The sequence below is a fragment of the Aeromicrobium tamlense genome (genome assembly GCF_013408555.1).
Classification (GTDB): domain Bacteria; phylum Actinomycetota; class Actinomycetes; order Propionibacteriales; family Nocardioidaceae; genus Aeromicrobium; species Aeromicrobium tamlense.
In genome coordinates, this window is the sequence record NZ_JACBZN010000001.1 from 945,082 (window position 1) to 968,694 (window position 23,613).

General features: G+C 71.3%; 24 protein-coding genes. 19 read left to right on the top strand and 5 right to left on the bottom strand.

All coding sequences use genetic code 11. From position 1 onward, the window contains the following. The first annotated feature begins 13 nt into the window (after positions 1–13). Together gcvT and BJ975_RS04755 are read left to right on the top strand one after the other, a co-directional pair. Complete coding sequence (gene gcvT, locus BJ975_RS04750) at positions 14–1,114, top strand: glycine cleavage system aminomethyltransferase GcvT (RefSeq protein WP_179424050.1); 1,101 nt, start codon at positions 14–16, stop codon at positions 1,112–1,114. 1 nt (position 1,115) lies between these two features. Beyond that, entirely contained in the window at positions 1,116–1,310 is a 195-nt protein-coding gene (locus BJ975_RS04755) for a hypothetical protein (protein WP_179424051.1), read from the top strand. Between the two features lie 9 nt (positions 1,311–1,319). Here the strand turns inward: BJ975_RS04755 and BJ975_RS04760 are convergent, their stop codons facing one another. Continuing rightward, a complete protein-coding gene (locus tag BJ975_RS04760; protein WP_179424052.1) occupies positions 1,320–1,868 on the bottom strand; it encodes a DUF3043 domain-containing protein in 549 nt (182 codons plus the stop codon). A gap of 56 nt (positions 1,869–1,924) precedes the next feature. On the opposite strand from BJ975_RS04760, the gene BJ975_RS04765 reads away from it, so the two are divergent. The 4 genes from BJ975_RS04765 to BJ975_RS04780 are packed head-to-tail and all read left to right on the top strand — an operon-like array spanning position 1,925 to position 5,417. Then, on the top strand, positions 1,925–2,650 hold the full coding sequence (locus tag BJ975_RS04765; RefSeq protein WP_179424053.1) for a PspA/IM30 family protein: 726 nt from the start codon (positions 1,925–1,927) through the stop codon (positions 2,648–2,650). After that, positions 2,625–3,518, top strand: a complete 894-nt coding sequence (gene htpX / locus BJ975_RS04770) for a zinc metalloprotease HtpX (RefSeq protein ID WP_179424054.1) — start codon at positions 2,625–2,627, stop codon at positions 3,516–3,518. Before BJ975_RS04765 ends, htpX begins: the two co-directional genes overlap by 26 nt. Positions 3,519–3,520: 2 nt before the next feature. Beyond that, complete coding sequence (gene pspAB, locus BJ975_RS04775; protein ID WP_179424055.1) at positions 3,521–4,090, top strand: PspA-associated protein PspAB; 570 nt, start codon at positions 3,521–3,523, stop codon at positions 4,088–4,090. Between the two features lie 25 nt (positions 4,091–4,115). Beyond that, positions 4,116–5,417 carry a hypothetical protein gene (locus tag BJ975_RS04780; RefSeq protein WP_179424056.1) on the top strand — a complete coding sequence of 434 codons (1,302 nt, stop codon included), beginning with the start codon at positions 4,116–4,118 and terminating at the stop codon, positions 5,415–5,417. Here BJ975_RS04780 and BJ975_RS04785 read toward each other — a convergent pair. The 3 genes from BJ975_RS04785 to BJ975_RS04795 are packed head-to-tail and all read right to left on the bottom strand — an operon-like array spanning position 5,381 to position 7,274. Then, positions 5,381–6,028 (bottom strand): hypothetical protein, encoded by a 648-nt coding sequence (locus BJ975_RS04785; RefSeq protein WP_179424057.1) that lies wholly within the window; start codon positions 6,026–6,028, stop codon positions 5,381–5,383. The two genes, BJ975_RS04780 and BJ975_RS04785, sit on opposite strands and share 37 nt — an antisense overlap. Then, positions 6,025–6,633, bottom strand: a complete 609-nt coding sequence (locus tag BJ975_RS04790) for a hypothetical protein (protein WP_179424058.1) — start codon at positions 6,631–6,633, stop codon at positions 6,025–6,027. Before BJ975_RS04790 ends, BJ975_RS04785 begins: the two co-directional genes overlap by 4 nt. After that, entirely contained in the window at positions 6,630–7,274 is a 645-nt protein-coding gene (locus tag BJ975_RS04795; protein WP_179424059.1) for a hypothetical protein, read from the bottom strand. Before BJ975_RS04795 ends, BJ975_RS04790 begins: the two co-directional genes overlap by 4 nt. Positions 7,275–7,351: 77 nt before the next feature. Between BJ975_RS04795 and BJ975_RS04800 the strand changes: the two genes are divergently transcribed. From BJ975_RS04800 to BJ975_RS04835, 8 genes are all read left to right on the top strand, one after another. Then, complete coding sequence (locus tag BJ975_RS04800; RefSeq protein WP_179424060.1) at positions 7,352–8,617, top strand: aminotransferase class I/II-fold pyridoxal phosphate-dependent enzyme; 1,266 nt, start codon at positions 7,352–7,354, stop codon at positions 8,615–8,617. 1 nt (position 8,618) lies between these two features. Next, the gene (locus BJ975_RS04805) at positions 8,619–9,728 is read left to right on the top strand and encodes a glycerate kinase family protein (RefSeq protein WP_179424061.1); all 1,110 of its coding nucleotides are present in this window, start codon (positions 8,619–8,621) and stop codon (positions 9,726–9,728) included. Positions 9,729–9,852: 124 nt separating this feature from the next. Continuing rightward, positions 9,853–10,218, top strand: a complete 366-nt coding sequence (locus BJ975_RS04810) for a HesB/IscA family protein (RefSeq protein WP_179424062.1) — start codon at positions 9,853–9,855, stop codon at positions 10,216–10,218. A 79-nt stretch (positions 10,219–10,297) separates the two neighbouring features. Further along, on the top strand, positions 10,298–11,302 hold the full coding sequence (locus BJ975_RS04815; protein ID WP_179424063.1) for a carbohydrate kinase family protein: 1,005 nt from the start codon (positions 10,298–10,300) through the stop codon (positions 11,300–11,302). A gap of 91 nt (positions 11,303–11,393) precedes the next feature. Then, entirely contained in the window at positions 11,394–12,242 is an 849-nt protein-coding gene (gene ctaC, locus BJ975_RS04820) for an aa3-type cytochrome oxidase subunit II (protein ID WP_179428019.1), read from the top strand. Further along, positions 12,242–13,990, top strand: a complete 1,749-nt coding sequence (gene ctaD, locus BJ975_RS04825; protein WP_179424064.1) for an aa3-type cytochrome oxidase subunit I — start codon at positions 12,242–12,244, stop codon at positions 13,988–13,990. The genes ctaC and ctaD overlap by 1 nt, the downstream gene beginning before the upstream one ends. 3 nt (positions 13,991–13,993) lie before the next feature. Next, complete coding sequence (locus BJ975_RS04830; protein ID WP_179424065.1) at positions 13,994–14,389, top strand: cytochrome c oxidase subunit 4; 396 nt, start codon at positions 13,994–13,996, stop codon at positions 14,387–14,389. A 92-nt stretch (positions 14,390–14,481) separates the two neighbouring features. Further along, complete coding sequence (locus tag BJ975_RS04835) at positions 14,482–15,672, top strand: L,D-transpeptidase (protein WP_317628325.1); 1,191 nt, start codon at positions 14,482–14,484, stop codon at positions 15,670–15,672. A 3-nt stretch (positions 15,673–15,675) separates the two neighbouring features. Here the strand turns inward: BJ975_RS04835 and BJ975_RS04840 are convergent, their stop codons facing one another. After that, the gene (locus BJ975_RS04840; protein WP_179424066.1) at positions 15,676–16,251 is read right to left on the bottom strand and encodes an HhH-GPD-type base excision DNA repair protein; all 576 of its coding nucleotides are present in this window, start codon (positions 16,249–16,251) and stop codon (positions 15,676–15,678) included. A 133-nt stretch (positions 16,252–16,384) separates the two neighbouring features. Between BJ975_RS04840 and pstC the strand changes: the two genes are divergently transcribed. The 5 genes from pstC to BJ975_RS04865 are packed head-to-tail and all read left to right on the top strand — an operon-like array spanning position 16,385 to position 23,493. After that, positions 16,385–17,398 (top strand): phosphate ABC transporter permease subunit PstC, encoded by a 1,014-nt coding sequence (gene pstC / locus BJ975_RS04845; RefSeq protein WP_317628324.1) that lies wholly within the window; start codon positions 16,385–16,387, stop codon positions 17,396–17,398. After that, complete coding sequence (gene pstA / locus BJ975_RS04850; protein WP_179424068.1) at positions 17,395–18,483, top strand: phosphate ABC transporter permease PstA; 1,089 nt, start codon at positions 17,395–17,397, stop codon at positions 18,481–18,483. Before pstC ends, pstA begins: the two co-directional genes overlap by 4 nt. Further along, the gene (locus tag BJ975_RS04855) at positions 18,480–20,084 is read left to right on the top strand and encodes a substrate-binding domain-containing protein (RefSeq protein WP_179424069.1); all 1,605 of its coding nucleotides are present in this window, start codon (positions 18,480–18,482) and stop codon (positions 20,082–20,084) included. The genes pstA and BJ975_RS04855 overlap by 4 nt, the downstream gene beginning before the upstream one ends. Further along, positions 20,081–22,591: a hypothetical protein gene (locus BJ975_RS04860; protein ID WP_179424070.1), complete on the top strand. Its 2,511-nt coding sequence runs from the start codon at positions 20,081–20,083 to the stop codon at positions 22,589–22,591. Before BJ975_RS04855 ends, BJ975_RS04860 begins: the two co-directional genes overlap by 4 nt. Next, positions 22,588–23,493 carry a sortase domain-containing protein gene (locus tag BJ975_RS04865; RefSeq protein ID WP_179424071.1) on the top strand — a complete coding sequence of 302 codons (906 nt, stop codon included), beginning with the start codon at positions 22,588–22,590 and terminating at the stop codon, positions 23,491–23,493. Before BJ975_RS04860 ends, BJ975_RS04865 begins: the two co-directional genes overlap by 4 nt. Positions 23,494–23,613 lie beyond the last annotated feature (120 nt).

Here is a 23,613-nt window from a genome sequence, read left to right on the forward strand (position 1 = left end):
TAGTTTGGCTCGCATGGACCTGCTGCTGTCGCCCCTGCACCAGCGCCACGAGGCGCTCGGCGCCAAGTTCTCCGAGTTCGGTGGCTGGTCGATGCCGCTGGAGTACGCCGGCGGCGGCGTCCTGGCCGAGCACAAGGCCGTCCGCGAGGCCGTCGGCCTGTTCGACGTCAGCCACCTGGGCAAGGCGCTCGTCCGCGGCACCGGAGCGGCCGGATTCGTGAACCGCTGCCTGACGAACGACCTCGGCCGCATCGCGCCCGGGAAGGCCCAGTACACGCTGTGCTGCTCCGAGGACGGCGGCACCGTCGACGACCTCATCGCCTACCTGCGCAGCGAGTTCGAGGTCTTCCTCATCCCCAACGCGGCCAACACCGCCGAGGTCGTGCGCCGGCTGCGCGCCGCCGCCCCCGAGGGCGTCGAGGTCGTCGACCAGCACCGCGACTACGCCGTGCTCGCGATCCAGGGCCCGCTGAGCGACGAGCTGCTCGAGGCGCTCGGCCTGCCGGCCGACCATGAGTACATGTCCTTCACGAAGGGCACGATCGACGGCGTCGAGCTGACGGTCTGCCGCACGGGCTACACCGGAGAGCGCGGCTACGAGCTCGTCGTCGCCGCCGAGGACGCCGTCCCGGTCTGGGACGCGGTCATGGCCGCCGGCGAGTCACTGGGCATCCGCGCCTGCGGCCTCGGCGCCCGCGACACCCTGCGCACCGAGATGGGCTACCCGCTGCACGGCCACGAGCTGTCGGCCGAGGTCAGCCCCGTCATGGCACGCGCGGGCTGGGCGGTGGGCTGGTCCAAGCCCGAGTTCTGGGGCAAGGCGGCGCTCGAGCGCCAGCGCGAGGAGAAGACCGTGCGCACCCTGCGGGGCCTGCTGGCCGAGGGGCGCGGCATCCCGCGCCCGGGCATGGCCGTGCACGACGCCGACGGCCACGTGCTCGGCGAGATCACCTCGGGCACCTTCTCGCCCACGCTGCGCCAGGGGATCGGCCTCGCGCTGCTCGACCGCACCGTCGCCGACGGCGACACCGTCTCGGTCGACGTCCGCGGCCGCGTCCAGGCCTTCACGGTGACCAAGCCGCCGTTCGTCCAACCGTCGACCAAGGAGAGCTGACATGGGCTTCACGTGGCAGTACGAGAACAGCGCCGGCGAGGCCGTCGGCACGTCGGAGGAGTTCGACCAGCGAGGCGAGGCCGAGTCGTGGATCGGCACGGCCTTCGAGGACCTGCTGGAGGACGGCGTCGAGCAGGTCCGCCTGCTCGAGGACGGGGCCGAGGTCTACGGCCCGATGTCACTGCGCCCGGAGTGACCTCCGCCGTCAGTACTGCTCGCGCAGCGGCTGGCCGATCTCGATGGCCGGCTTCGGCAGGCGCATGCGACGCAGCTGCGTGCTGCGCAGCACCGCGTAGAGCACCGCGCCGCGGCTCTCGGCCTTGGTGAAGCGCTTCTTCAGCTCGCGCTTGATCGTGGCGACCAGCCAGATCTCGTCGAGGATCGTGGCGAAGATCGTGACCGTCCACAGCGAGAAGACGATCGACGCCATCGCGGGGAAGAAGCTGAGCACGAGGATCACGACGAGCAGGGGGAGCATGAACTCGGCGACGGTGCGACGACGGTCGACGGCGTCGCGGGCGAGGGCCTTCGCGGGCCCGCGGTCGCGGGGCGGCAGGTCGGCCGTGGAGCCCGTGCCCATGAGCGCCTCGCGCTGCTTGTCACGGGCGGCGGAGCGGCGACGGCGCTCGCGCTCGGCCTGCTCGCGGCGGGTCAGCGGCCGCTTCATCTGCTGCCGGCGAGCCGCTTCGGCCTCCTTGCGGCTGCGGGTCGGTCCACCCTTGCGCTGGGGGGTGCCTTCGGGTGCGTCGTTCACGCGAACGACCCTACAAGGCCGGGCCTCGTGCTGGTGTGCACGGCTAGGGTGGTGCCATGGCTGAGGGCGGGTTCTGGACACGGACGAAGCGGCTGTTCCGTTCGCACACCGCGAAGGACGCCGGAGCCGATCCCGAGGAGGTGCGCGAGCGCCTCGACGAGGCCTATCGCACCCAGTCGCGACTGCTGGCCCAGGTGCGCCGCGGCGTGGCCGACGTCGCCACCAGCCGCAAGCGCGTCGAGATCCAGCTGGCGTCGCTGCGCCGCGAGATCGAGTCCGCGGGTGCCGAGGCCAAGGCCGCGGTCGACCGCGGCGACGACGCCTCCGCCCGCCTGGCGCTGGAGCGTCAGGTCGCGCTGGAGAAGGCCGCCACCGAGCTCGACGACCGTCGCTCCCAGCTGCGCTCCGAGGAGCAGCAGCTGATCGGCTCGGCCGCGGGCATCGAGCGCCAGATCGAGGACTTCCGCGTCCGCAAGGACACGCTGGCCGCCCGGTACTCCGCGGCGCAGGCGCGCACCGAGATCCAGGGCGCCACGGCCGGCATCGGCGCCGCCGCGGGCGACGTCGGTCGCGTCATGGCCGACGCCGAGCGGCACACCCGCGAGCTCGAGGCCACGGCCGACGCCGTCGACGAGCTCATGAACGAAGGCATCCTCACCCGACCGGGTGAGTCGCAGGACGAGGCGCTGCTGCGGCGCTTCGACGAGGCCCTCGGCTCGATCGACTCCGAGCCGCGCGCCGTGGAGGGAGACGGACATGGCCCGCACCAGATTTCGCAGTGACCGCGGGCTGACCCTGCGCATGGGCGGGGTCGGCCTGGGACTGGTCCTGCTCTACGTGCTGTTCGGCGCGATGCTGATCTCGGTCGCCGGCAGCCTGTGGGTGGCCGTCATCATCACGCTCGGCATGGCGTGGGGTCAGTGGTACTTCTCCGACTCGCTCGCGCTGAAGTCGATGGGCGCGCACGTCGTCACGCCCGAGCAGGCCCCCGAGCTGCACGCGATGATCGACCGGCTCGTCGCCCTGGCCGACATGCCCAAGCCGCGCGTGGCCGTCGCGGTCACCGACATGCCCAACGCCTTCGCCACCGGGCGCTCGCCGAACCACTCGGCGGTGTGCGTCACCACCGGCATCATGCAGCGCCTCGACGCCGACGAGCTCGAGGGCGTGCTGGCCCACGAGCTCGCGCACGTGGCCAACCGCGACGTCTCGGTCATGACCGTCGCCTCGTCGCTCGGCCTGCTCGCCGGCTTCCTCACCCGCTGGGGCATGTGGTTCGGCGGCGGCAGCCGCGACAAGAACAGCGGCCCCGCGATGATCGTCGTGATCCTGGTGAGCCTCGTCGTCACGGCCGTCAGCTTCTTCCTGACGCGGGCGCTGTCGCGCTACCGCGAGCTGAGCGCCGACCGCTCGGGCTCCTACCTCACCGGCCGCCCGTCCAAGCTGGCCTCGGCGCTGGTCAAGATCTCGGGCGACATGGGCCGCATCCCCACGTCCGACCTGCGCGAGGCGCAGTCGATGAACGCCTTCTTCATCGCCCCGGCGCTCAAGGGCGACACGGCACAGGCGCTGTTCTCCACGCACCCGCCGCTGCAGACGCGCCTCGACCAGCTCGCCCGGATCGGCGCCGACCTCACCGAGCGGCGCTGAGCGTGGGGTTCCTCGACGGGATCCTCGGCCGCAGCAAGCCGCCGAAGGCCAACCTCGACGTCCTGTTCGCGGTGCCGCAGGCGGCGCTCACGCTCGAGGCCGAGGGCTTCGCGTTCAGCGGTCACGGCGCGGTCTGCTTCCGTGACGCCGAGGGGCGCGCCGACGACGAGGTCATCGCCTCGGCGCAGGAGATGATCCGCACCGACCCCACCGCCACGGTCGAGATGCACCACGACGAGTTCGGCTTCACGTGGCTCGAGGTGATCCGGCCGTCCGGTGACGTGTCGGGCCTGGTCACCGACCTGCACGCCGTGAACTCCACGATGGCCGCCCAGGGCTTCGACGCGTCGATGCTGTGCTCCACGGTGGTCTTCGAGCACGAGGGCCACCGGTCGGCGCTGGTCTACCTGTTCAAGCGCGGCACGTTCTACCCGTTCGTGCCCGACCCCTCCGCAGCGCGTCGCCGGGACAACCCCACCGAGCTGAGGATGCGCGCGCTCGTGGAGAACGACGTGCCGATCGAGGCCGACCTCGGCCGCTGGCTCGCGATCTGGGGCGCCCCGGGACTGTGACGGACTCGGTCTAGACTCAGCGCCCATGGGGGAGCTGAGCCGGGTGCTGCGCGACGCGATCGCCGTGGTGTGGCAGGGATTCCGGCTGGTCGGGGCGCACTGGCCGGTGCTGGCCACGATCTACCTGCTCGGCGCCGCCGGGCGGTGGGGGTTCCTGTGGCTCGCCGTCGTGCTCAGCGACGAGCACTCCACGCTCGCCGGCCTGATCGTGCCGCTGGCGCCGCTGTCCACCCTCGTGGCGATCATCGTCATGCTCCTGGTCGTCTCGTCGTCGGTCACCGGACTGGTCGCCGACACGTCGGCTCCGGAGCCCGGCACCGGACCCCGCACCGACGGCTGGCTCGGCGTGCTCGCCGGCGCCCTGCTGCCGTTCCTCACGGTCTACGCCGCGCAGGGACTGCTCAAGGAGGACGTGCGCGCGTACGTCAACGAGGCCACCTACGACGAGCTGTACGGCAGCGCGGGATCCTTCTACGGCGAGGCCGCCGACCTCGACCGCACCGCGATCGCCACGGGCTGGCTGCTCTTCGGGATCGTCCTGCTGGCGCTGGTGCTGCGGTTCCTGTTCGACCGCTTCAACCTCCCGGCGCGCAGCCGGGCGCTCGCGTTCGGAGCCGCCTACGTCGAGACGCTGTGGATCGTCACGCTCGGTGTCTCGTTCGCGGCCTACCAGGACCGCGTCTGGGCGTGGGTCGCCGACCGGCGCTTCGTGCACTGGGTCCAGGACACGTGGGCCGACCTCATCGCGTTCCTCGGCCCGATCGGCGACCCGGTCGCCACGGTCGTGGGCTGGATCGGCACGTTCATCGACAACGCCGACGACGTCGTGCTGGTGCCGCTCGCGTGGCTCACGGTGGCGGCCGTCGTCTTCGGCCGCAGCATCGCCCCGCCCGCGCCGCGCGAGCGCCCGTCCCGACTCTCCCGCGTGCGACCGCTGGCCGTCGTCGGCTCACGGACCCCGGCCGTCGTCAAGCGCTGGGCGGGAGAGGCGACCTCGGGCTTCCGCGGCCGGTTCAGCGGCCTGCGCGACGGGTTCCGGGTGCTGGCGCTCGGCGGGCTCGTCCCGATGGTGATGTTCTGCCTCGTCTTCGTCATCGCCGACCAGGCGAACGCCTTGGCGAGCGAGGTCTGGCGCGCGGTCCTCGGCCCCCGCGACCGGGACACCGCGCTGGCGTTCTCGCCGTGGCTCGACATCATCTCGTCGGGCGTCGAGTACGTCGTCCTCGCCGGCCTGCTCGCCGCGGCGATCGGACGGATCCTGTCGAACCAGCGGCGCTGGACGCAGCCGGATCAGGCGGCCGAGCCGTCCACCGGCAGCTCCACGTAGCGCGGGAGGAAGTACCAGAGCCGCACCGCGGTGGGCTCGGCCTCCGCGGGCAGCACGAACAGGGTCTCGGTGGTGAACGAGGCCGGGCGCGGCTCGTCGCCCTCGCGCAGCCGGGGCTCCTCGGTGCTGCCGAGCTCCGCCTGCGGACCCGGCGTCGCGTTCGGGACGCAGCTGGAGAACCGGGCGCCGTCCAGCGGCAGGCCCGAGTCGGACTCGCCGTGCAGGTTGCCGGCGGCGTCCACCACCGCGACGGTGCAGCCGACGAGCGACACGTCGGGGTCGGCGCTCACGTCGAGCCGCAGTCGCCACGCGCGCACGCCGTCGGGGAGCGGATCCCCGCCGATCAGGGTCACGTCGTCCGCCGGCTCGAACGCGTTGACGGTGTACCGCGCCTCGATCGGGTAGCGCAGGTGACCGTCGTCGTACTCGTCGACGAGGTGCGCCTGCGAGGCCTCGACGGGCGCGGGTGAGTGGAACCCCTTCGCCCACCAGTAGTCCTGGAGCCGCGAGCTGCCCGCCGCCAGCGCCAGCACGAGAGCGAGAGGAAGAGCCACGAGTCCCCAGCGGTTGCGCTGCCACCACGTGCGGCGGTGCTCGATCGTGCTGGTCACGACGCCTCCGTCCGAATCAGCTCGCGCGGGGCCGGCAGCTCGAGCGGCTCCTCGCGCTCCTGCCAGCGCTCGACGTCGCTCGCGTCGACTCCGAGCTCGACCACGGCCATGGAGTCCCAGCGCTCGTCGAGGCCGAGGGGCGCCAGTGCCACGGAGGCGCCGGGGACGCTGCGCGGATCCGCCTCGACGACGGCGACGCACCGCGCGGGCCGGTCGACCATGAGGCCGGTGCACGAGACGGAGCTGCGGCCGCTGGTGCCGAAGAACGGCAGCACGCGTCCGGCGTTGTCCCGCAGGGCGGCGTAGGTGAGGTCGGAGGACTCGCCCCGCGGGGTCCAGGCGAGCTCGACCGCGACGAAGACGCCGGGGGAGACCATGGTCGCGCCGCCGGCGGGCGCCACCGAGCGCGCGCCGTCGACCGACAGCACCTCGAGGTCACCGCTGCGCAGCGCGGCCGTGCCGCCGACCGCGACCGGCTCCTCGAAGGGGCGTGAGGACTGGGCACGCTCCGGCAGCTGCTGGTGCAGCCACTGCCCGAGCACGAGGGCGAGCACGACGAGGACGCCGGCGGTCGCGGGAGGCCGTCGCAGGCCGAGCACGCTCATGACGCACGCCCCTGCGACACCGCGAGCGTGCCCGCGTGGGTGACCGTCGGGTCGAACCACATCAGCTGGTCGTCGAGCGAGCTGCGGCGCCAGGTCCAGGCCGAGACGGCCACGGTGGCCTCGGTCGGCAACGGCTCGGACGCCGCCTGCTCCCACACGAAGGCGACCTCGTACTCGAGCCCGGGCGCGACGGCACTGAGCGGGCTGGCGTCGGCCAGCACGAGCACCTGCGGCGCGGCGTCGTCGCTCCGCCCGGTCTCCTCGCCGAGCAGCCCCGTGTAGAAGCCGTCGAGGCCCTTCAAGCGCACGGAGTCGCGGACGGTGCTGGTGTAGACGGGGTGGTCGGACGTGTTCTCCACCGTCGCGACGGCCACGAGGTAGCGTCCGCGGACGTCCTCGTCGAGGCCCAGGTCGTCCGACCACCGCAGCCGCTCGACGGTGAGGTCGAAGGGCTCGGCGTGGAACGGCTCGCCGGCCACGATCTCGGTGGGTCCGGCCGTCCTCGCGGTGGCGAGCCCGCCGAACAGCCCCGAGGCCAGCACGACCACCGTGGCGCCCGCGGCGAGCACCTGGCGCAGCGTCATCGTGCGGCTCAGCTGGCGCAGCCACCGGCGCACGCGTCCGCCCTCGTCCCCCGTCATGGCCCTGATGGTAGGGCAGCCCGAGCGGGCCGCGATGCCGGAGCAGGCACGACCGTGCTGCGCGATACCTTGGGTCCGTGACCCTCGACTCCCTCTCCCGTGACCAGCTCGACGCCTTCCTGGCCGAGCAGCAGCAGGCCTATGCCGACCTCCAGCAGGCCGGCCTGAAGCTCGACATCACGCGCGGCAAGCCGTCCTCGGACCAGCTCGACCTCTCCGAGGGCCTGCTGACGACGCCGGTCGAGGCTCACGTGTCCGGCGGCGTCGACGTCCGCAACTACGGCGGCGGCACGGGCCTGACCGAGCTGCGCGAGATCTTCGCCGAGCTGCTCGGCGTCCCCGTGGGCCAGCTCCTCGCCGGCAACAACGCGAGCCTGTCGATGATGCACGACTCGATCGTGTTCGCGATGCTGCACGGCGTCCCCGGCGGATCGGCCCCGTGGAAGGACGGCCCGGTCAAGTTCCTGGCCCCCGCGCCGGGCTACGACCGCCACTTCGCGATCTGCGAGCACCTCGGGATCGAGATGATCCCGGTCGAGATGCGCGAGGACGGCCCCGACATGGAGGCCGTGCGCGCCCACGTCGCCGACCCCGCGGTCAAGGGCATCTGGATCGTGCCGACCTACTCCAACCCCACCGGTGCCGTCGTGAGCGAGCAGGTCGCCGCCGAGCTCGCCTCGCTGGAGACCGCCGCCGACGACTTCCGGATCTACTGGGACAACGCCTACGCGGTCCACGACCTCACCGAGGAGCACGCGAAGTCGGCCGACATCCTCGGCCTGTGCTCGGCAGCCGGGCACCCCGACCGCCCGCTGATGTTCGCGTCCACGTCGAAGATCACGCTGGCCGGATCGGGCGTCAGCTTCCTCGCGGGCTCGCCCGACAACATCGCCTGGTACCTGTCGCACACGGCGATCCGCACGATCGGCCCCGACAAGGTCAACCAGCTGCGCCACGCGCAGTTCCTCGGCAGCCCGCAGGGCGTGCTCGACCTCATGGCGCGCCACCGCGAGATCCTGGCGCCGAAGTTCGACACGGTGCTGCGGATCCTGTCCGAGCGTCTCGGCCCGCACGAGGTCGCCACGTGGACCACGCCCAAGGGCGGCTACTTCGTCAGCCTCGACGTCGTCGACGGCACCGCCTCGCGCGTCGTGCAGCTGGCCAAGGAGGCCGGCATCTCGCTCACGCCCGCCGGCGCCTCGTTCCCGTACGGCAAGGACCCGCGCGACCGCAACATCCGCATCGCGCCGTCGTTCCCGCCGCTGCAGGAGCTGACGCTCGCGATGGAGGGCCTGGCCACGTGCGTGCTGCTCGCCGCGGCCGAGAAGGCCGCCTCGGCCTGACGTGCGCATCGTCGTCGCCCCGGACAAGTTCGCCGGCACTCTTACCGCACCCCAGGCTGCGCGCGCCATCGCCGAGGGGTGGCGGCGCACCGCGCCCGGCGACGAGCTCGTCGAGGCACCCATGGCCGACGGTGGACCGGGCTTCCTCGACGCCCTGCAGGGCGCGTTCGGAGCCGACGCGCGCCTCGAGGTCGTCACCGTGCCCGGCCCGCTGGGCGAGCCGGCGCCGGTCGGGCTGCTGGTCGCCGGTGACACGGTCTACCTGGAGTCCGCGCAGGCGTGCGGGCTGCACCTGGTGTCCGAGCGGCGTCCGATGGACGCCACCACCGTCGGCGTCGGCCGGGCGATCGCCGCGGCCGTCGACGGGGGAGCGCGGCGCATCGTCGTGGGACTGGGCGGCAGCGCCACCAGCGACGGAGGAGCGGGACTGCTCGCGGCCCTCGGCGCCACGTCCGACGTCCCCCTGGACGCCGGCCCCACCGGGCTGGACGGCGTCACCGAGGTCGACCTGGCCCCGGCACGTGCGCGGCTCGAGGGGATCGAGCTCGTGGTCGCGGCCGACGTTGAGACCACCCTGCTCGGGATGTTCGGCGCGGCGCGCACCTTCGGTCCCCAGAAGGGCCTCACGGACGAGCAGGTCATCACCGTCGACCACCGTCTCGACCGCTTCGTCGAGGCCGCCTGCGGCAGCACGCCCGCCGAGCGACGCGTCGCCGACCAGAAGGGTGCCGGCGCCGCCGGTGGTCTCGGGTTCGCGCTGCTGGTCCTGGGCGCCGAGGTCACGTCGGGCATCGGCCTGGTCGCCCGGGAGGCGGGCCTCGCCGACCTCGTGGCGGGCGCCGACCTCGTGATCTCGGGGGAGGGGGCGTTCGACTACTCCTCCCGCGCGGGCAAGGTCGTGCACGGCGTCGCCTCGATCGCCATGGAGCACGCCACGCCCTGTGTCGTCCTCGCCGGTCGCGTCGACGTCGGCAGCCGCGAGATGCGCGCCCTGGGCGTCGAGTCGGCCTACGGGATGGTCGACCGGGTGGGCGAGGAGGCCGCGCTGCGCGAGCCCCACCGGTATCTGGCCGACCTCGCCGAGCGCGTCGCCCGGTCCTGGTCGGCCTGAGACGGCGCGCGCGACCGGCCGGTGCCGCTCGACGACTTCGATCCGCCGCGTACCATGGGAATCGAATCCGATCGCGCCGTGTTGCACCTGACGGCATGATCCATCCGTAGACCGAGGAGCCTCGATGACCGCCACGGACCAGACCACCACCGAGACCACGCCCGCCGACGGTGTGACCCTGAGCGACGGCGCGGCCGGGAAGGTCAAGAGCCTGCTGCAGCAGGAGGGCCGCGACGACCTCGCGCTGCGCATCGCCGTGCAGCCCGGCGGCTGCTCGGGACTGCGCTACCAGCTCTTCTTCGACGAGCGCACGCTCGACGGCGACGAGATCCGCGAGTTCGACGGCGTCAACGTCGTCGTCGACCGCATGAGCCTGCCGTACCTCCACGGCGCGACGATCGACTTCGTCGACACCATCGAGAAGCAGGGCTTCACCATCGACAACCCGATGGCGACCGGCTCCTGCGCCTGCGGTGACTCCTTCCACTGAGTCGTCCAGCAGCCCACGTCGATCGGGGCACGCCACCGGGGTTTCCGGCGGCGTGCCCCGATCGCATATGGTGGCGGCCGTGCACCTCGCCATCGCCGGGTCGGTAGCCACCGACCACCTGCAGACCTTCGCCGGCAAGTTCTCCGACTCGCTCGTCCCCGACCAGCTGGACAAGCTGGCGGTCTCGTTCCTGGTCGAGGACCTCGACGTCCGCCGCGGCGGATGCGCCGCCAACATCGCCTTCGGGCTCGGCAGCCTCGGGCTGCACCCCACGCTCGTCGCCGCCGTCGGTCGCGACTTCGACCTCGGCTACCGCGAGTGGCTCCAGGAGTCCGGCGTCGACTGCTCGAGCGTCTTGGTGTCGCCCACGCTGCACACCGCGCTGTGCACCATCACGACCGACGAGGCGCACGCCCAGATCGTGACGTTCTACCCCGGCGCGATGGCCCAGGCGCGCGAGATCGACATCGCCGCGCTGCATGCCGAGCGCCCGATCGACCTGCTCCTCATCGGCCCCGACGACCCCGACGGCATGCTGCGGCACACGCGCACCGCCCGCGAGCTGGGCATCCCGTTCGCCGCCGATCCCTCCCAGCAGCTGGCCTGGGCCGGGGGAGAGCTGATCCGCGACCTGATCGACGGTGCCGCGTACCTGTTCAGCAACGACTACGAAGCGGCCCTGATCGCCAAGAAGACCGGCTGGAGCGACGCCGACATCGCCGAGCGCGTGGGCGTCCGCGTCGTCACGCACGGCAAGGACGGCTGCGTCGTCCACGAGGCCGACGGCACGCGCCACCAGATCGGGGCCATCGAGGGCGTCACCGCCGTCGACCCGACGGGCGTCGGCGACAGCTTCCGGGCGGGATTCATGGCCGGCGTCGCCGCCGGGCTCTCGCTCGACCGCGCGGCCCAGGTGGGCTGCACGATCGCGGCCAGCGTGGTCGAGACGATCGGCACCCAGGAGTACGTGCTGGAACGCTCGGCGTTCCTCGATCGGGTGCGCTCGACGTACGGCGACGAGGCCTGCGACGAGATCGGCACGGCGCTGTCGATCACCCATGACACGGTCGTCAAGTCAGGCTGACCTAACCCGCTAGGCGACCGGTCGCCTGCGTTACTGTTCATCAAAACCCTGTGTGGTCGAGATCTTCTGAGAAAGGCGCTCCGTGGGTCGAATGAAACTGGCGGCGTTGACCGCCCTGGCCGCTGTCATGCTTGGCGGCTGCTCGCCCTTGGACGAGTCGGACCTGAACCGACTCGCGCTCCCCGTGGCCGGATCTGACCGATCCATCTACATGTGGAACCTGTGGCTCGGTACGTGGATCGCAGTGCTCGTGGTGTTCCTGCTGGTGTTCGGCATGATCCTCTACGCGCCCCTCCGCTACCGCCGCAAGAACGCCGATGATCCCGCGCCGGTCCAGGTGCGCTACAACCTCCCGCTGGAGGCGCTGTACACGATCGCCCCGGTCATCATCGTCGCGGTGTTCTTCTTCCACACGGTCGAGTCGCAGAACGCGCAGCTCGAGGAGGTCGAGAACCCCGATCACACGATCGAGGTCGTCGGCAGCAAGTGGCAGTGGACCTTCAACTACCTCGAGGGCGCCCCCGGTGGGGAGTCGGTCTTCGACCAGGGTGACACCGCGAACCTGCCCGAGCTGTGGCTGCCCAAGGGCGAGTCGGTGAAGTTCGAGCTCATCTCGCCGGACGTCATCCACTCCTTCTGGGTCCCCGAGTTCTACTTCAAGATGGACGTCGTCCCGGGCAACATCCCCGGCAAGGACGGCAACAACTCATTCACGATGACGCCGAACCGCGAGGGCACCTTCACCGGTCGCTGCGCCGAGCTCTGCGGCGTCTACCACACCCGCATGCTGTTCAAGGTCAAGGTCGTCTCCCCCGAGGAGTACCGCGCCCACCTCGCCGAGCTCGAGGCCGCCGGCCAGGTCGGCGATCCGAAGGGCTCGACCACAGCTGACACCGTCGCCGGGCTGGACGCCAGCGGCGAGAGCGAACCGGAGGACTGATGGCCACCGCAACCTTCGACGCGTCAGAACCGCGCCGACCCGTCAGGGAGCGCTCCCTCGGGACGAAGGCCTTCACGCTGCTGACGACCACCGACCACAAGGTCATCGGTCAGATGTACGCCGTGACGACGTTCTTCTTCTTCATCTTCGGTGGCATCCTGGCCCTCATCATCCGTGCCGAGCTCGCTCGCCCGGGTGGCCAGTTCGTCGGCGACGAGACGTACAACCAGCTGTTCACGATGCACGGCACGATCATGCTGCTGATGTTCGCGACGCCGCTGTTCTTCGCCTTCGGCAACATGATCATGCCGCTGCAGATCGGTGCTCCCGACGTCGCGTTCCCGCGCCTGAACATGTTCAGCTACTGGCTGTACCTGTTCGGCTCGCTGATCGCCGTCTCGGGCTTCATCGTCCCCGGCGGCGCCGCCAGCTTCGGCTGGTTCGCCTACCTGCCGCTGTCGGACTCGATCCACAGCCCCGGCGTCGGTGGCGACCTGTGGGTCATGGGCCTGTACATGTCGGGTCTGGGCACGATCCTGGGCGCGGTCAACTTCATCACCACGATCTTCTGCATGCGCGCTCCCGGCATGACGATGTTCCGGATGCCGATCTTCGTGTGGAACACGCTGGTCACCAGCATCCTGATCATCATCGTGTTCCCGGTGTTCGCCGCGGCGCTGCTCGCGCTGGGCGCCGACCGCATGCTCGGGGCGCACGTGTTCGACCCCTCCACGGGCGGACCGATCATGTACCAGCACCTGTTCTGGTTCTTCGGTCACCCCGAGGTCTACATCATCGCCCTGCCGTTCTTCGGCATCATCACCGAAGTCCTGCCGGTCTTCAGCCGCAAGCCGGTCTTCGGCTACGTCGGTCTGGTCGGCGCGACCCTGGCGATCGCGGTCCTCTCGGCCGCGGTGTGGGCCCACCACATGTTCGTCACCGGAGCGGTGAACCTGGCGTTCTTCAGCTTCATGACGTTGTTGATCGGCGTGCCGACAGGCGTGAAGTTCTTCAACTGGATCGGCACGATGTGGGGCGGGTCCGTCTCGTTCGACACACCCCTGCTGTTCTCGCTGGGCTTCCTCACGACCTTCCTCTTCGGTGGTCTGACCGGCATCGTCCTGGCCTCGCCGGCCCTGGACTTCCACCTCTCCGACACCTACTTCGTCGTGGCGCACTTCCACTACGTCGTGTTCGGCACGGTCGTGTTCGCGATGTTCGCCGGCTACTACTACTGGTGGCCGAAGATCACGGGCCGGATGCTCGACGAGAAGCTGGGCAAGATCCACTTCTGGCTGCTGTTCGTCGGCTTCCACCTGACGTTCCTGGTGCAGCACTGGCTGGGCGTCGAGGGCTTCCCGCGTCGCTACGCCGACTACCTGCCCGGCGACGGCTTCACCCGCCTGAACGAGATCTCCACGATCGGTGCGTTCCTGCTCGGTGCCTCCACGCTGCCGTTCATCTACAACGTGTGGAAGTCCCGCAAGGCGCCCCTGGTCCGCCAGGACGACCCGTGGGGCTGGGGCCGCACGCTCGAGTGGGCCACGTCCAGCCCGCCGCCGCGTCACAACTTCGTGTCGCTGCCGCGGATCCGCTCGGAGAGCCCGGCCTTCGACCTGCACCACCCCGACGTGGTGGAGCTGGAGATGGCCCAGAACCCCGACGCCAACGAGCCGCTGGCCGACACCCCCGACCTCGAGGGTCGTGGCGAGGCGCTCGGCGGCAAGAACCCCAAGGCTGGTGAGTGATCGATGCGCAAGGAATTCTGGCTGTTCTTCAGCTGCGCGATCTTCTTCGTGATCGTCACCCCGGTCTACTGGGCCGTGGCGCACGAGGTCACCGGCACGGTCGCGCTGATCATGGCGATGCTGCTGTTCTTCATGATCAGCTTCTACCTGTGGTTCGTGGCCAAGGCCATCCCCGAGCGTCCCGAGGACCGTCTCGACGGTGAGATCGCGGAGGGCGCCGGCGAGCTCGGCTTCTTCCCGCCCTTCTCCTGGTGGCCGCTGTTCGCCGCCATGTCTTTCGGCTTCCTGGTCCTGGGCGTCGTCTTCGGCTGGTGGATGTTCATCCTGGCCCTGCCATTCGGCGCGATCTGCGTCTGCGGCTGGATCTTCGAGTACTACCGCGGGATCCACGCTCACTGAGCCCGATCCCCGCGCGTCACGCCCTCGGTGTTCCGACACCGGGGGCGTTTCGCTGTCCGGGCCGTGGGGTGCGATTGCCTAGACTTCCAGGCGTGAGCAGGTGGGGAATGCGGGCCGTGGGTGCCCTGGTCGTGATGGTCCTGGCGTCGTCGTGCACGAGTGGCGGCGGCAGCGGTGACCCGGCCGAGCAGGAGAAGGCCAAGGATCCGCTGACGATCACCGCGAGCGTCGAGAACGGTGCCGCGGACGTCCCCGTCGACTCGGTGGTCACGGTCGACGGCTTCGACGGCCAGCTGGCCGACGTCACGCTCGCGAGCGCCGACGGCGCGACGACGATCCCCGGCGAGGTGCACGGCGTCCGCTGGACCGCCGGGCAGCTGCTCGAGCCCGCCACCACCTACGTGCTCACCGCCTCCGGAACGGGTGACGACGGCCGGCAGGTCACCGAGACCTCGCGGTTCACCACGCGAGCCCTGAGCCTCGACGAGCAGACGTACCCGGCCGTGGCCCCGCTCCAGGGCGAGACCGTCGGCGTCGGCATGCCCGTCATCGTCAGCTTCGACATCGCGGTCAAGGACCGGGCCGCCTTCGAGAAGCGGATGAAGGTCACCGCCCAGCCGGCCACCGACGGTGGCTGGTACTGGCTCAGCGACAACACCGCCCACTGGCGGCCGAAGAAGTTCTGGAAGCCCGGCACGAAGGTCACGGTCGACCTCGGCCTGAACAGCGTCCACGCCGGCAACGGCATCTACGGCCAGCAGGACCAGCACGTGGAGTTCACGGTGGGTCGCTCGGTCGTGAGCGTCGTCGACACGCGGCGCCATCGCATGACCGTGAAGATCGACGGCAAGGCCCGGCGGACGATCCCGGTCTCCACCGGCGACGCCGACCACCGCAGCCGCAACGGCATCAAGGTGATCATGGAGAAGCACCGTTCGATCGACATGGACGCGGCCACGACGGGCGTGGACTCCGACGACCCGAACTACTACAACCTCAAGGGCGTCAAGTACGCGATGCGCGTGACGAACTCGGGAGAGTTCCTCCACGCTGCCCCGTGGTCCGCCGCCTCGCAGGGCAACGCCAACGTGAGCCACGGCTGCGTCGGCATGAGCACGAAGGACGCCGCGTGGGTGTTCGCGCAGAGCAAGCGCGGCGACATCGTCAGCTATGTCGGCAGCCCGCGTCGCCTCGAGCCCGCCAACGGGTGGACCGACTGGAACCGCTCGTGGGACGAGTGGCTCGAGGGCTCCGCGCTGGGCGCGGACGCCGAGGACGCCTGAGCCTCAGCGCGCCTTCGCCGCCTTCGCCGCCGCCTTCTGCTCGCGCTTGAACTCGCGCACCTTCGCCAGCGACTCGGGACTGGTGATGTCCGCGACGCTGCGGTGACCGGGCTGGCCGTAGTCGCCGGCGGCCTCGCGCCAGCCGGCGCCGTCGAAGCCGTACTGCTTGCCGAGCAGGGCCAGGAAGATCTTGGCCTTCTGCTCGCCGAAGCCGGGCAGCGCCTTGAGCCGCTTGAGCACCTCGGCGCCGTCGGGGGAGCCCTGGGTCCAGATCGCCGCGGCGTCGCCGCCCCACTCGTCGCGCACGGCGGCCGCGAGCGTCTGCACGCGCCCGGCCATCGAGCCGGGGTAGCGGTGCACGGCGGGCGTCTGCCGGAAGACGGCCTCGAAGCCCTCAGGATCCTGCGTGGCGATCTCGGCCGGGTCCAGCGTGCCGACGCGCTCGAGGATCTTCGCCGGCCCGGAGAAGGCCGCCTCCATCGCGATCTGCTGGTCGAGCAGCATGCCCACGAGGAGGGCGAAGGGGTCGTCCGTCAGCAGCTGGTCGGCGGTGGCATCACCGGTGATCGAGAGGCTCATGGCCCCATCGTCGCATCCCCACCGAGGTGCCTCCCAACGTTCATGCCGCGTTCATCGCAGGTGCTCATCTCTCCGCCGCAGCGTCCCTAGAGTCACAGCCGTCGTTGTTCGGGGTCGAGAGCTTGGAGGTCGTGTGACCACGGTCCTGCCCACCCGGGTGTCGTCCGACGCACCGGACGTCCCCCGCACGATCCGAGGCGGCCAGGCCGGCGCCGACCGGGTCTTCGCCGTCGCCATGAGGGCCACCGGGACGACCGTCCTGCTGATCACCGGCGGCATCGGCCTGTTCCTCGCGCTGCAGGCGGTGCCGACGCTGCGCCACTACGGTGCCTCGTTCTTCACCGAGACGCAGTGGGAGCCCGACGCGGACGTCGTCGGCATCGGTGCCGTGCTGGTCGGCACGTTCTCGGTCGCGGCCGTCGCGCTCGTCGTGGCGTTCCCGCTGGCGCTCGCCACGGCGCTGTACATCAGCGAGTACGCGCCGGCGCGGCTGCGCGGCCTGCTGGTGTCGATGGTCGACCTCATGGCGGCCGTGCCGAGCATCATCTACGGACTCTGGGGCTTCTTCCTGCTCCAGCCGCACGCGAGCGCGGTGGCCCGCTGGCTGCACGAGTACCTGGGCTTCCTGCCGTTCTTCGAGGTGCAGGCCGATCCGCAGGCCGCGATCTGGGAGCAGAGCCGCTACACCGCGTCGGCGTTCATCGCCGGCCTCGCCGTGGCCATGATGGTGATCCCGATGGCGTGCGCCGTGATGCGCCAAGTGTTCAGCCAGGCGCCGCTGGGGGAGCGGGAGGCCGCGTACGCCCTCGGCGCCACCCGCTGGGGCATGATCCGCTCGGTCGTCCTGCCCTTCGGGCGGGGCGGCATCATCGGCGGCACGATGCTCGGCCTCGGCCGCGCCCTCGGTGAGACCATCGCGGTCCTGCTGATCATCTCCCCGGCGTTCGAGCTCAAGCCTCGCGTGCTGGAGATCGGCACCAACACCGTCTCGGCGCTCATCGCCGGGCGGTTCGGCGAGGCCAGCGGCGGCCAGCTCCAGGCCCTGCTGACGGCGGGCTTCGTCCTGTTCGTCATCACGCTCGTCATCAACACGGCCGCGGCGGTCGTGGTCTCACGGAGCCGATCCGGAGCGGGGACCGAGGCATGAGCACCAGCATCGCCCGGCCGGACCTGGCCACGCCCCAGCCGCCCACCGGCACCCGCCGCCTGTCCACCGTGACGGCCGAGGACCGGTTCGTCGAGATCGGCTCGTGGGTCGCCGGCTTCGCTCTGGCGTGGATCGTCAACGCGCGGCTGCTGCCGTGGACGGGCCTGCTGCCCCTCGTGCTCTCGACCGTCGTCGCGGGCCTCGCCGTGCTCGCGGTGGCCACCGCCATGACCGAGCCGCGGCCCGTCGTCGTCGACCGGGTGGTCGCGGCCCTCGTGCACGTCGCGGCGCTCACGGTCGCCGTCGCACTGCTCTCCACCGTGGCGTTCATCGTCTACCGCGGCGCGGAGGCACTGTTCCACCTCTCGCTGCTCACGCAGGACATGTCCGGGGTCGGCCCGCGGGACTCCTTCGACCGCGGCGGCATCCTGCACGCGATCGCCGGGTCGCTCATCCAGGTCGGCATCGCCGTGCTCGTCACGGTGCCGCTCGGCATCGGCACGGCCGTGTTCATGACCGAGGTGGGCGGGCGCTACGCGCGCATCGTCCGCACGGTCGTCGAGGCGATGACGGCGCTGCCGTCGATCGTGGCCGGCCTGTTCATCTACACGACGCTCATCGTGGCGCTCGGGATCGACCGGTCGGGCTTCGCGGCCGCCATGGCGCTCGGTGTCATGATGCTGCCGATCATCGCCCGCGCGGCCGACGTCGTGCTGCGGGTGGTGCCGGGCGGCCTGCGCGAGGCGAGCCTCGCCCTCGGCGCGTCACGGTGGCGGACGGTCTGGCACGTCGTCCTGCCCACGGCACGCCCCGGCCTGGCCACCGCGCTCATCCTCGGCGTCGCCCGCGGCATCGGCGAGACCTCGCCGGTGCTGCTGACCTCCGGCGCCGCCTCGTTCCTCGTGCTCGACCCCACCGACGGCGTGATGAACTCGCTGCCGCTGTTCATCTACTCGACCGTGCGCAGCGGCGAGCCGATGTACATCGAGCGCGCCTTCGCCGCCGCCACCGTCCTCCTCCTGCTGGTGCTCGTGCTGTTCGCCATCGCCCGCCGCCTCGCCCGTCCTCGAAAGGGATCCCGATGACCCTGTCCCCCCTGCGCACGCGGAACCGCCTGGTCCTCGTGCTGGCGGCGCTCACGATCGTGACGCTGTCGTCGATCCGCCCCGCCCACGCGGCGTACGCCCAGATCGAGGGCTCGGGCTCCACCTGGTCGGAGGTGATCGTCCAGCAGTGGATCGCCGACGTGAACGCCAACGGCATGAAGGTCACCTACAACGGCGGCGGCTCGTCCCAGGGTCGCAAGGCGTTCGCCCAGCACGTCACCGACTTCGGCATCACCGAGATCCCGTACCAGGGCAAGGACGAGAGCGGCAACGCCGACACCGCGGGCAGCCGCGAGTTCGCGTACATGCCGATCATCGCCGGCGGCACGGCGTTCTCCTACCAGATCCGCGTCGGCGGGAAGCTGGTCAAGAACCTGCGGCTGTCGGGCGACACGCTGTCCAAGATCTTCACGAACCAGATCACCAACTGGAACCACCCGGCGATCGCGAAGGACAACAACGGGCGCAAGCTCCCCTCGCTCAAGATCATCCCCGTGGTCCGCTCCGACGGCTCGGGCACCACGGCGCAGTTCACGCGCTGGATGGACGCCCAGCACCCCAAGGTCTGGCGCGGGTTCTTCGGCACGTCCGGTCTCACGTCGTACTACCCGCGCCGGGGCGACACGATCGCGGCGGCCGGCTCGGACCAGGTCATGAACACGATCGCCGGCGCCGCGGGCAACGGCACGATCGGCTACGTCGAGTACTCGTACCCGGTGAACAAGAAGTTCCCGGTCGTGAAGGTGCTCAACGAGGCGGGCTTCTTCGTCGAGCCCACCCAGTACAACGTGGCCGTGGCGCTGACCAGGGCGCGGATCAACACCGACAAGGGCTCGCAGGACTACCTGACCCAGATCCTCGACGGCGTCTACAACGCGAAGGACCCGCGAGCCTACCCGCTGAGCTCGTACTCCTACATGCTGCTGCCCACCGGCGCGTCGGACCGGCGGATGTCGACGACCAAGCGGCAGACGCTCGCGGACTTCATGTACTACTCGCTGTGCGAGGGCCAGTCGAAGGCCGGCGCGTACGGCTACTCGCCGCTGCCGCTCAACCTCGTGAAGGCGGGCTTCGACCAGCTCAAGCGCCTCAAGAACGCCGACCCCAAGGTGGAGATCGCGGGGCGCGACGTGAAGTCGTGCAACAACCCGACCTTCGTGGCCGGTGACCTGACGAAGAACAAGCTCGCCGAGATCGCGCCCAAGCCCGCTGCGTGCGACAAGGTCGGCGCGGGCCCGTGCGACGGTGGCACCGGATCGGCCCCGACCACGCTCGAGGAGGCCCAGAAGTCCAGCACGGACAAGGCCGCCTCGGACACCCCGGCGGGCGCCGGGACCGACCCGTCGGGCGCGGTCGACACCGCGCCCGAGGGCGGTGCCGTGGACCCCGTCACGGGTGACGCGGTCCAGGCGTCCGGCCAGGTGGGAGGGAGCGCCCAGGCCGTGCCGGTCGAGCTGACCTCGTCGCGGCCCGGTGACTCGCGGGTCTTCGGGACCGTGGCGGTCCTGGAGCTGCTCGCGATCGTCCTGATCCCCGGCATCGTGGCGGCGCTCCTGCGCCGGCGAGGAGACCTCCGATGAAGCGCCTCATGCTGCTCCTGCCCGCCCTGCTGGTGCTGGCCGCCGGCCTGCCCGTCACCGCGGCACCTGACGCCGAGGCCGCCCCGAGCTCCGCGTTCACCCGGACGAAGGAGGTCGACCGCGCCTTCGAGGACGACGGCGACACGATCTCGGTGGAGAAGCGCCGCGTGACGGTGAGCGTCGACCACACCGAGAACCTGCGCGGCCGCGAGCGCGTGCGGGTCAGCTGGAAGGGAGCCCACCCCAGCGGCGGGCGCGCTGCCAGCCCGTTCGGTGCCGCCGGCCTGCGCCAGGAGTACCCAGTGGTCATCCTGCAGTGCCGTGGTCGCGACGACGCGGGCCTCCCGGCCGCCCAGCGGGTCTCGCCCGAGACGTGCTGGACCTCGACGGCCCAGCAGCGCTTCCGCTCCACGTCGGACCGCCAGGCCATCTGGCGGCGCGACCTGCACGCCAGGCCTGGCGACACCGAGCAGAAGAGCGGCATCGAGCCGTTCCCCACGAGCGGGTGCGACGACGTGCCGAGCTTCTCGGCGCACGCCGTGCCGTTCGTCGCGGCCAGCGGCAAGACGTACACGTCGTGCAGCGCCGAGACGATGGCCCCGGAGGCCGCCGTGGACGCGGCCCTCCCAGCCGCCGAGCAGGCCGCCTTCACCGACACCGACGGCACCGGCTCGGTGAGCTTCGAGGTCCGCACCGCGACCGAGAACGAGTCGCTGGGCTGCAGCGACACCGTGGCGTGCTCCATCGTCGTCATCCCGATCATGGGGCTGAGCTGCGTGGACGGCGACGACGAGTGCACCCGCACGGGACGGTTCGCGCCCGGCTCCAGCAACTTCGCCGGCGAGGGCGTCGACGACGCCGTGTCCGCCGGCTATTGGTGGGCCGGCTCGAACTGGCGCAACCGGATCACGGTCCCCGTCACGTTCGGCACCGCGCCGAACGTGTGCGACGTGCTCGACTCGCGCGCGCCCACGGCCTTCTACGGCTCCGAGCTGATGTCCCAGGCCGCGCTGCAGTGGGCGCCGGCTTACTGCCTGTCGAAGAAGCGCTTCAAGTTCCAGCACAACCGGATGTCCGACGAGGCCGCCTTCGCCCTCGTGGAGAAGAACGTCGCGCCCGCGGCGCTGGTGTCCGGTCGCCGCGAGCAGGAGGACGAGACGCCGGTGGCCTACGCGCCGACGGCCGTCACCGGGTTCGCGATCTCGTACGTCATCGACCGGCCGGACAACGCGGGGGAGTACGAGCGACTCCGCCTGACACCGCGCCTGCTGGCCAAGCTGCTCACGCAGTCGTACACGGGATCGGCCTACGGGGCCCAGCACCCCGGCATGGGGCGCAACCCCCAGTCGCTCAACCAGGATCCGGAGTTCATCGCCCTCAACCCCGGGCTCGACACGACGACGCGCGAGGCGGCCGCCACGGTGCTGTCGCTCTCGGAGTCCTCGGACGTGATGACGTCCCTGACGTCCTACATCGCGGCCGACGCGGACGCGCGCGCGTTCGTGAACGGCACCGCCGATCCGTGGGGCATGGTCGTCAACCCGAGCTACCGGCGGATCAGGCTGCCGGTGGCGGAGTGGCCGCTGCTCGACACGTTCGTGCCCGAGTACGACCTCGACTGCCAGCAGCAGCTGAGCACGCCGTACTTCACCCAGCTCGCGGCGCCGGTGTCAAGCCTGCGCACGATCGCGGAGGCCGTGCTCGACGCGTGGCCGAACGTCCAGACGAAGTGCGAGCGACCCTCGAGCTCCGACCCGTACAAGTTCGGTCGGGCGGACCGCCAGGGCGTCGGCGCGCGCTTCATGCTGGGCGTGGTGAGCGTCGGCGACGCCGAGCGACTCGGTCTGAGGACCGCGGCCGTCCGCACCTCGGCGAGCACGTGGGTCGCGCCGACACCGTCCTCGATGGCTGCGGCCGTCGCGGCCGCCACCGAGGTGAAGGGCACCACCGGCGCCTTCGCCATCACGCAGAAGGCGCTGGCGAAGCGTCCGAAGGCGTACCCCGGGACGATGATCGTCTACACCGTGGCGCGCACGCGCGGCCTGGCCGCGAAGGACGCGAAGCACGTGGCGCAGTTCATCCGCGTCGCCACGACCGAGGGCCAGCGGCCCGGGTCGGCGAACGGCACCCTGCCCGCGGGCTACGTCCCGATCGTCGCGTCCGGTGTCACCAAGCGCCTGTACGACGCGGCACGGCACGCCGCCGACCTCATCGCGGCGCAGCGCCCGGAGCGGGCACCCGACACGACCCCCAGCACGTCTCCGCCGTCCGGCGGTGGCGGCGGATCCTCCGACGCGCCGGTCTCCGCGCCGGGCGGCGACGTCCCCGAGGAGCAGGTCAGGGCGTCCGGCGCGACCAAGGTGACCTTGGTCGAGACCGCGCCCACCGGGGCGATCACGTCGACTTCGGGCCGGATGCTGCTGCCGCTGCTGCTGTGCGTCGGGCTGGCGGCCGCCTCCGTCGGGCCGGTGCTCCGCGGGATCGCGACGGCGAGGGCACGCCGGTGAGCGCCTGGACCGTGCGCGTGCCGGGACGGCGCGCCAAGCCGCGGGTCGCCGCCCAGCCGGTCACGCTGCCGGCCGAGATCGCGATGGTGACCGAGGCGCTGACCGTGGTCGCGGTCGTGTGCGCGTGGGTCGTGCTGCAGCTGCTCGTGCTGGGCGGCGTCGCGCACGACCGCGCCCAGCACGTGCTCTACGCGCAGTTCCGCACGGACCTCGCCTCGGCCACAGCCCCGGTCGGGGGAGTGATCGAGCCGGGGACCGCGGTGTCCACCCTGACGGTGAAGCGGCACGGGATCAGCGAGGTCGTCGTCGAGGGCACCGCCTCGAGCCAGACGCTCGACGGACCGGGTCACCGGCGGGACACGGTCCTGCCGGGCCAGCCCGGCACCTCGGTGGTCTACGGCCGCAGCAGTACGTTCGGCGCGCCGTTCGGGGGACTGGCGGACCTGCGGGTCGGCGACACGATCACCACGGTCACCGGACAGGGCCGTGCCGCCTACGAGGTGAGCGGGGTGAGGCGCGCGGGCGACCCGCTGCCCCAGCCGCTCGTCCCCGGGCAGGGACGCCTCGTCCTGGTGGGAGCCGAGGGTCAGGGTCGACTGGCGGCGCTGTCGCCCGGAGCCGTGATCTACGTGGACGCCGAGCTCGTCTCCACGCCCCATGAGGCGGGTCCGGCACGGATGACGGCCGTGCCCGCGGCCGAGCAGCCGATGGGCCGTGACACCTCCGTGCTGCCGCTCCTGGCGCTCGTGCTGGCGGGACTCGGGGTGCTGGCCGGCGTGGCGACGTATGCGCGAGCCCGGCTCGGGCGCGCCCGCGCGTGGGTCCTGCTGTCCGCCCCGGTCGTCGCCTTGGCCTGGATCGCGACCGATCTCGGCATGAGCCTGCTGCCGAACCTGGTGTGAGCGCCAGATGGCCCTCCGGGTTTCACCTGCCGTTCACCGCAAGCGCCCCGAGGCCGGGGCAGTCACTCATAGCGTGCCGCACGAGACCCGGCAGATCGCCGGCTCGAGGAAAGGGAACCC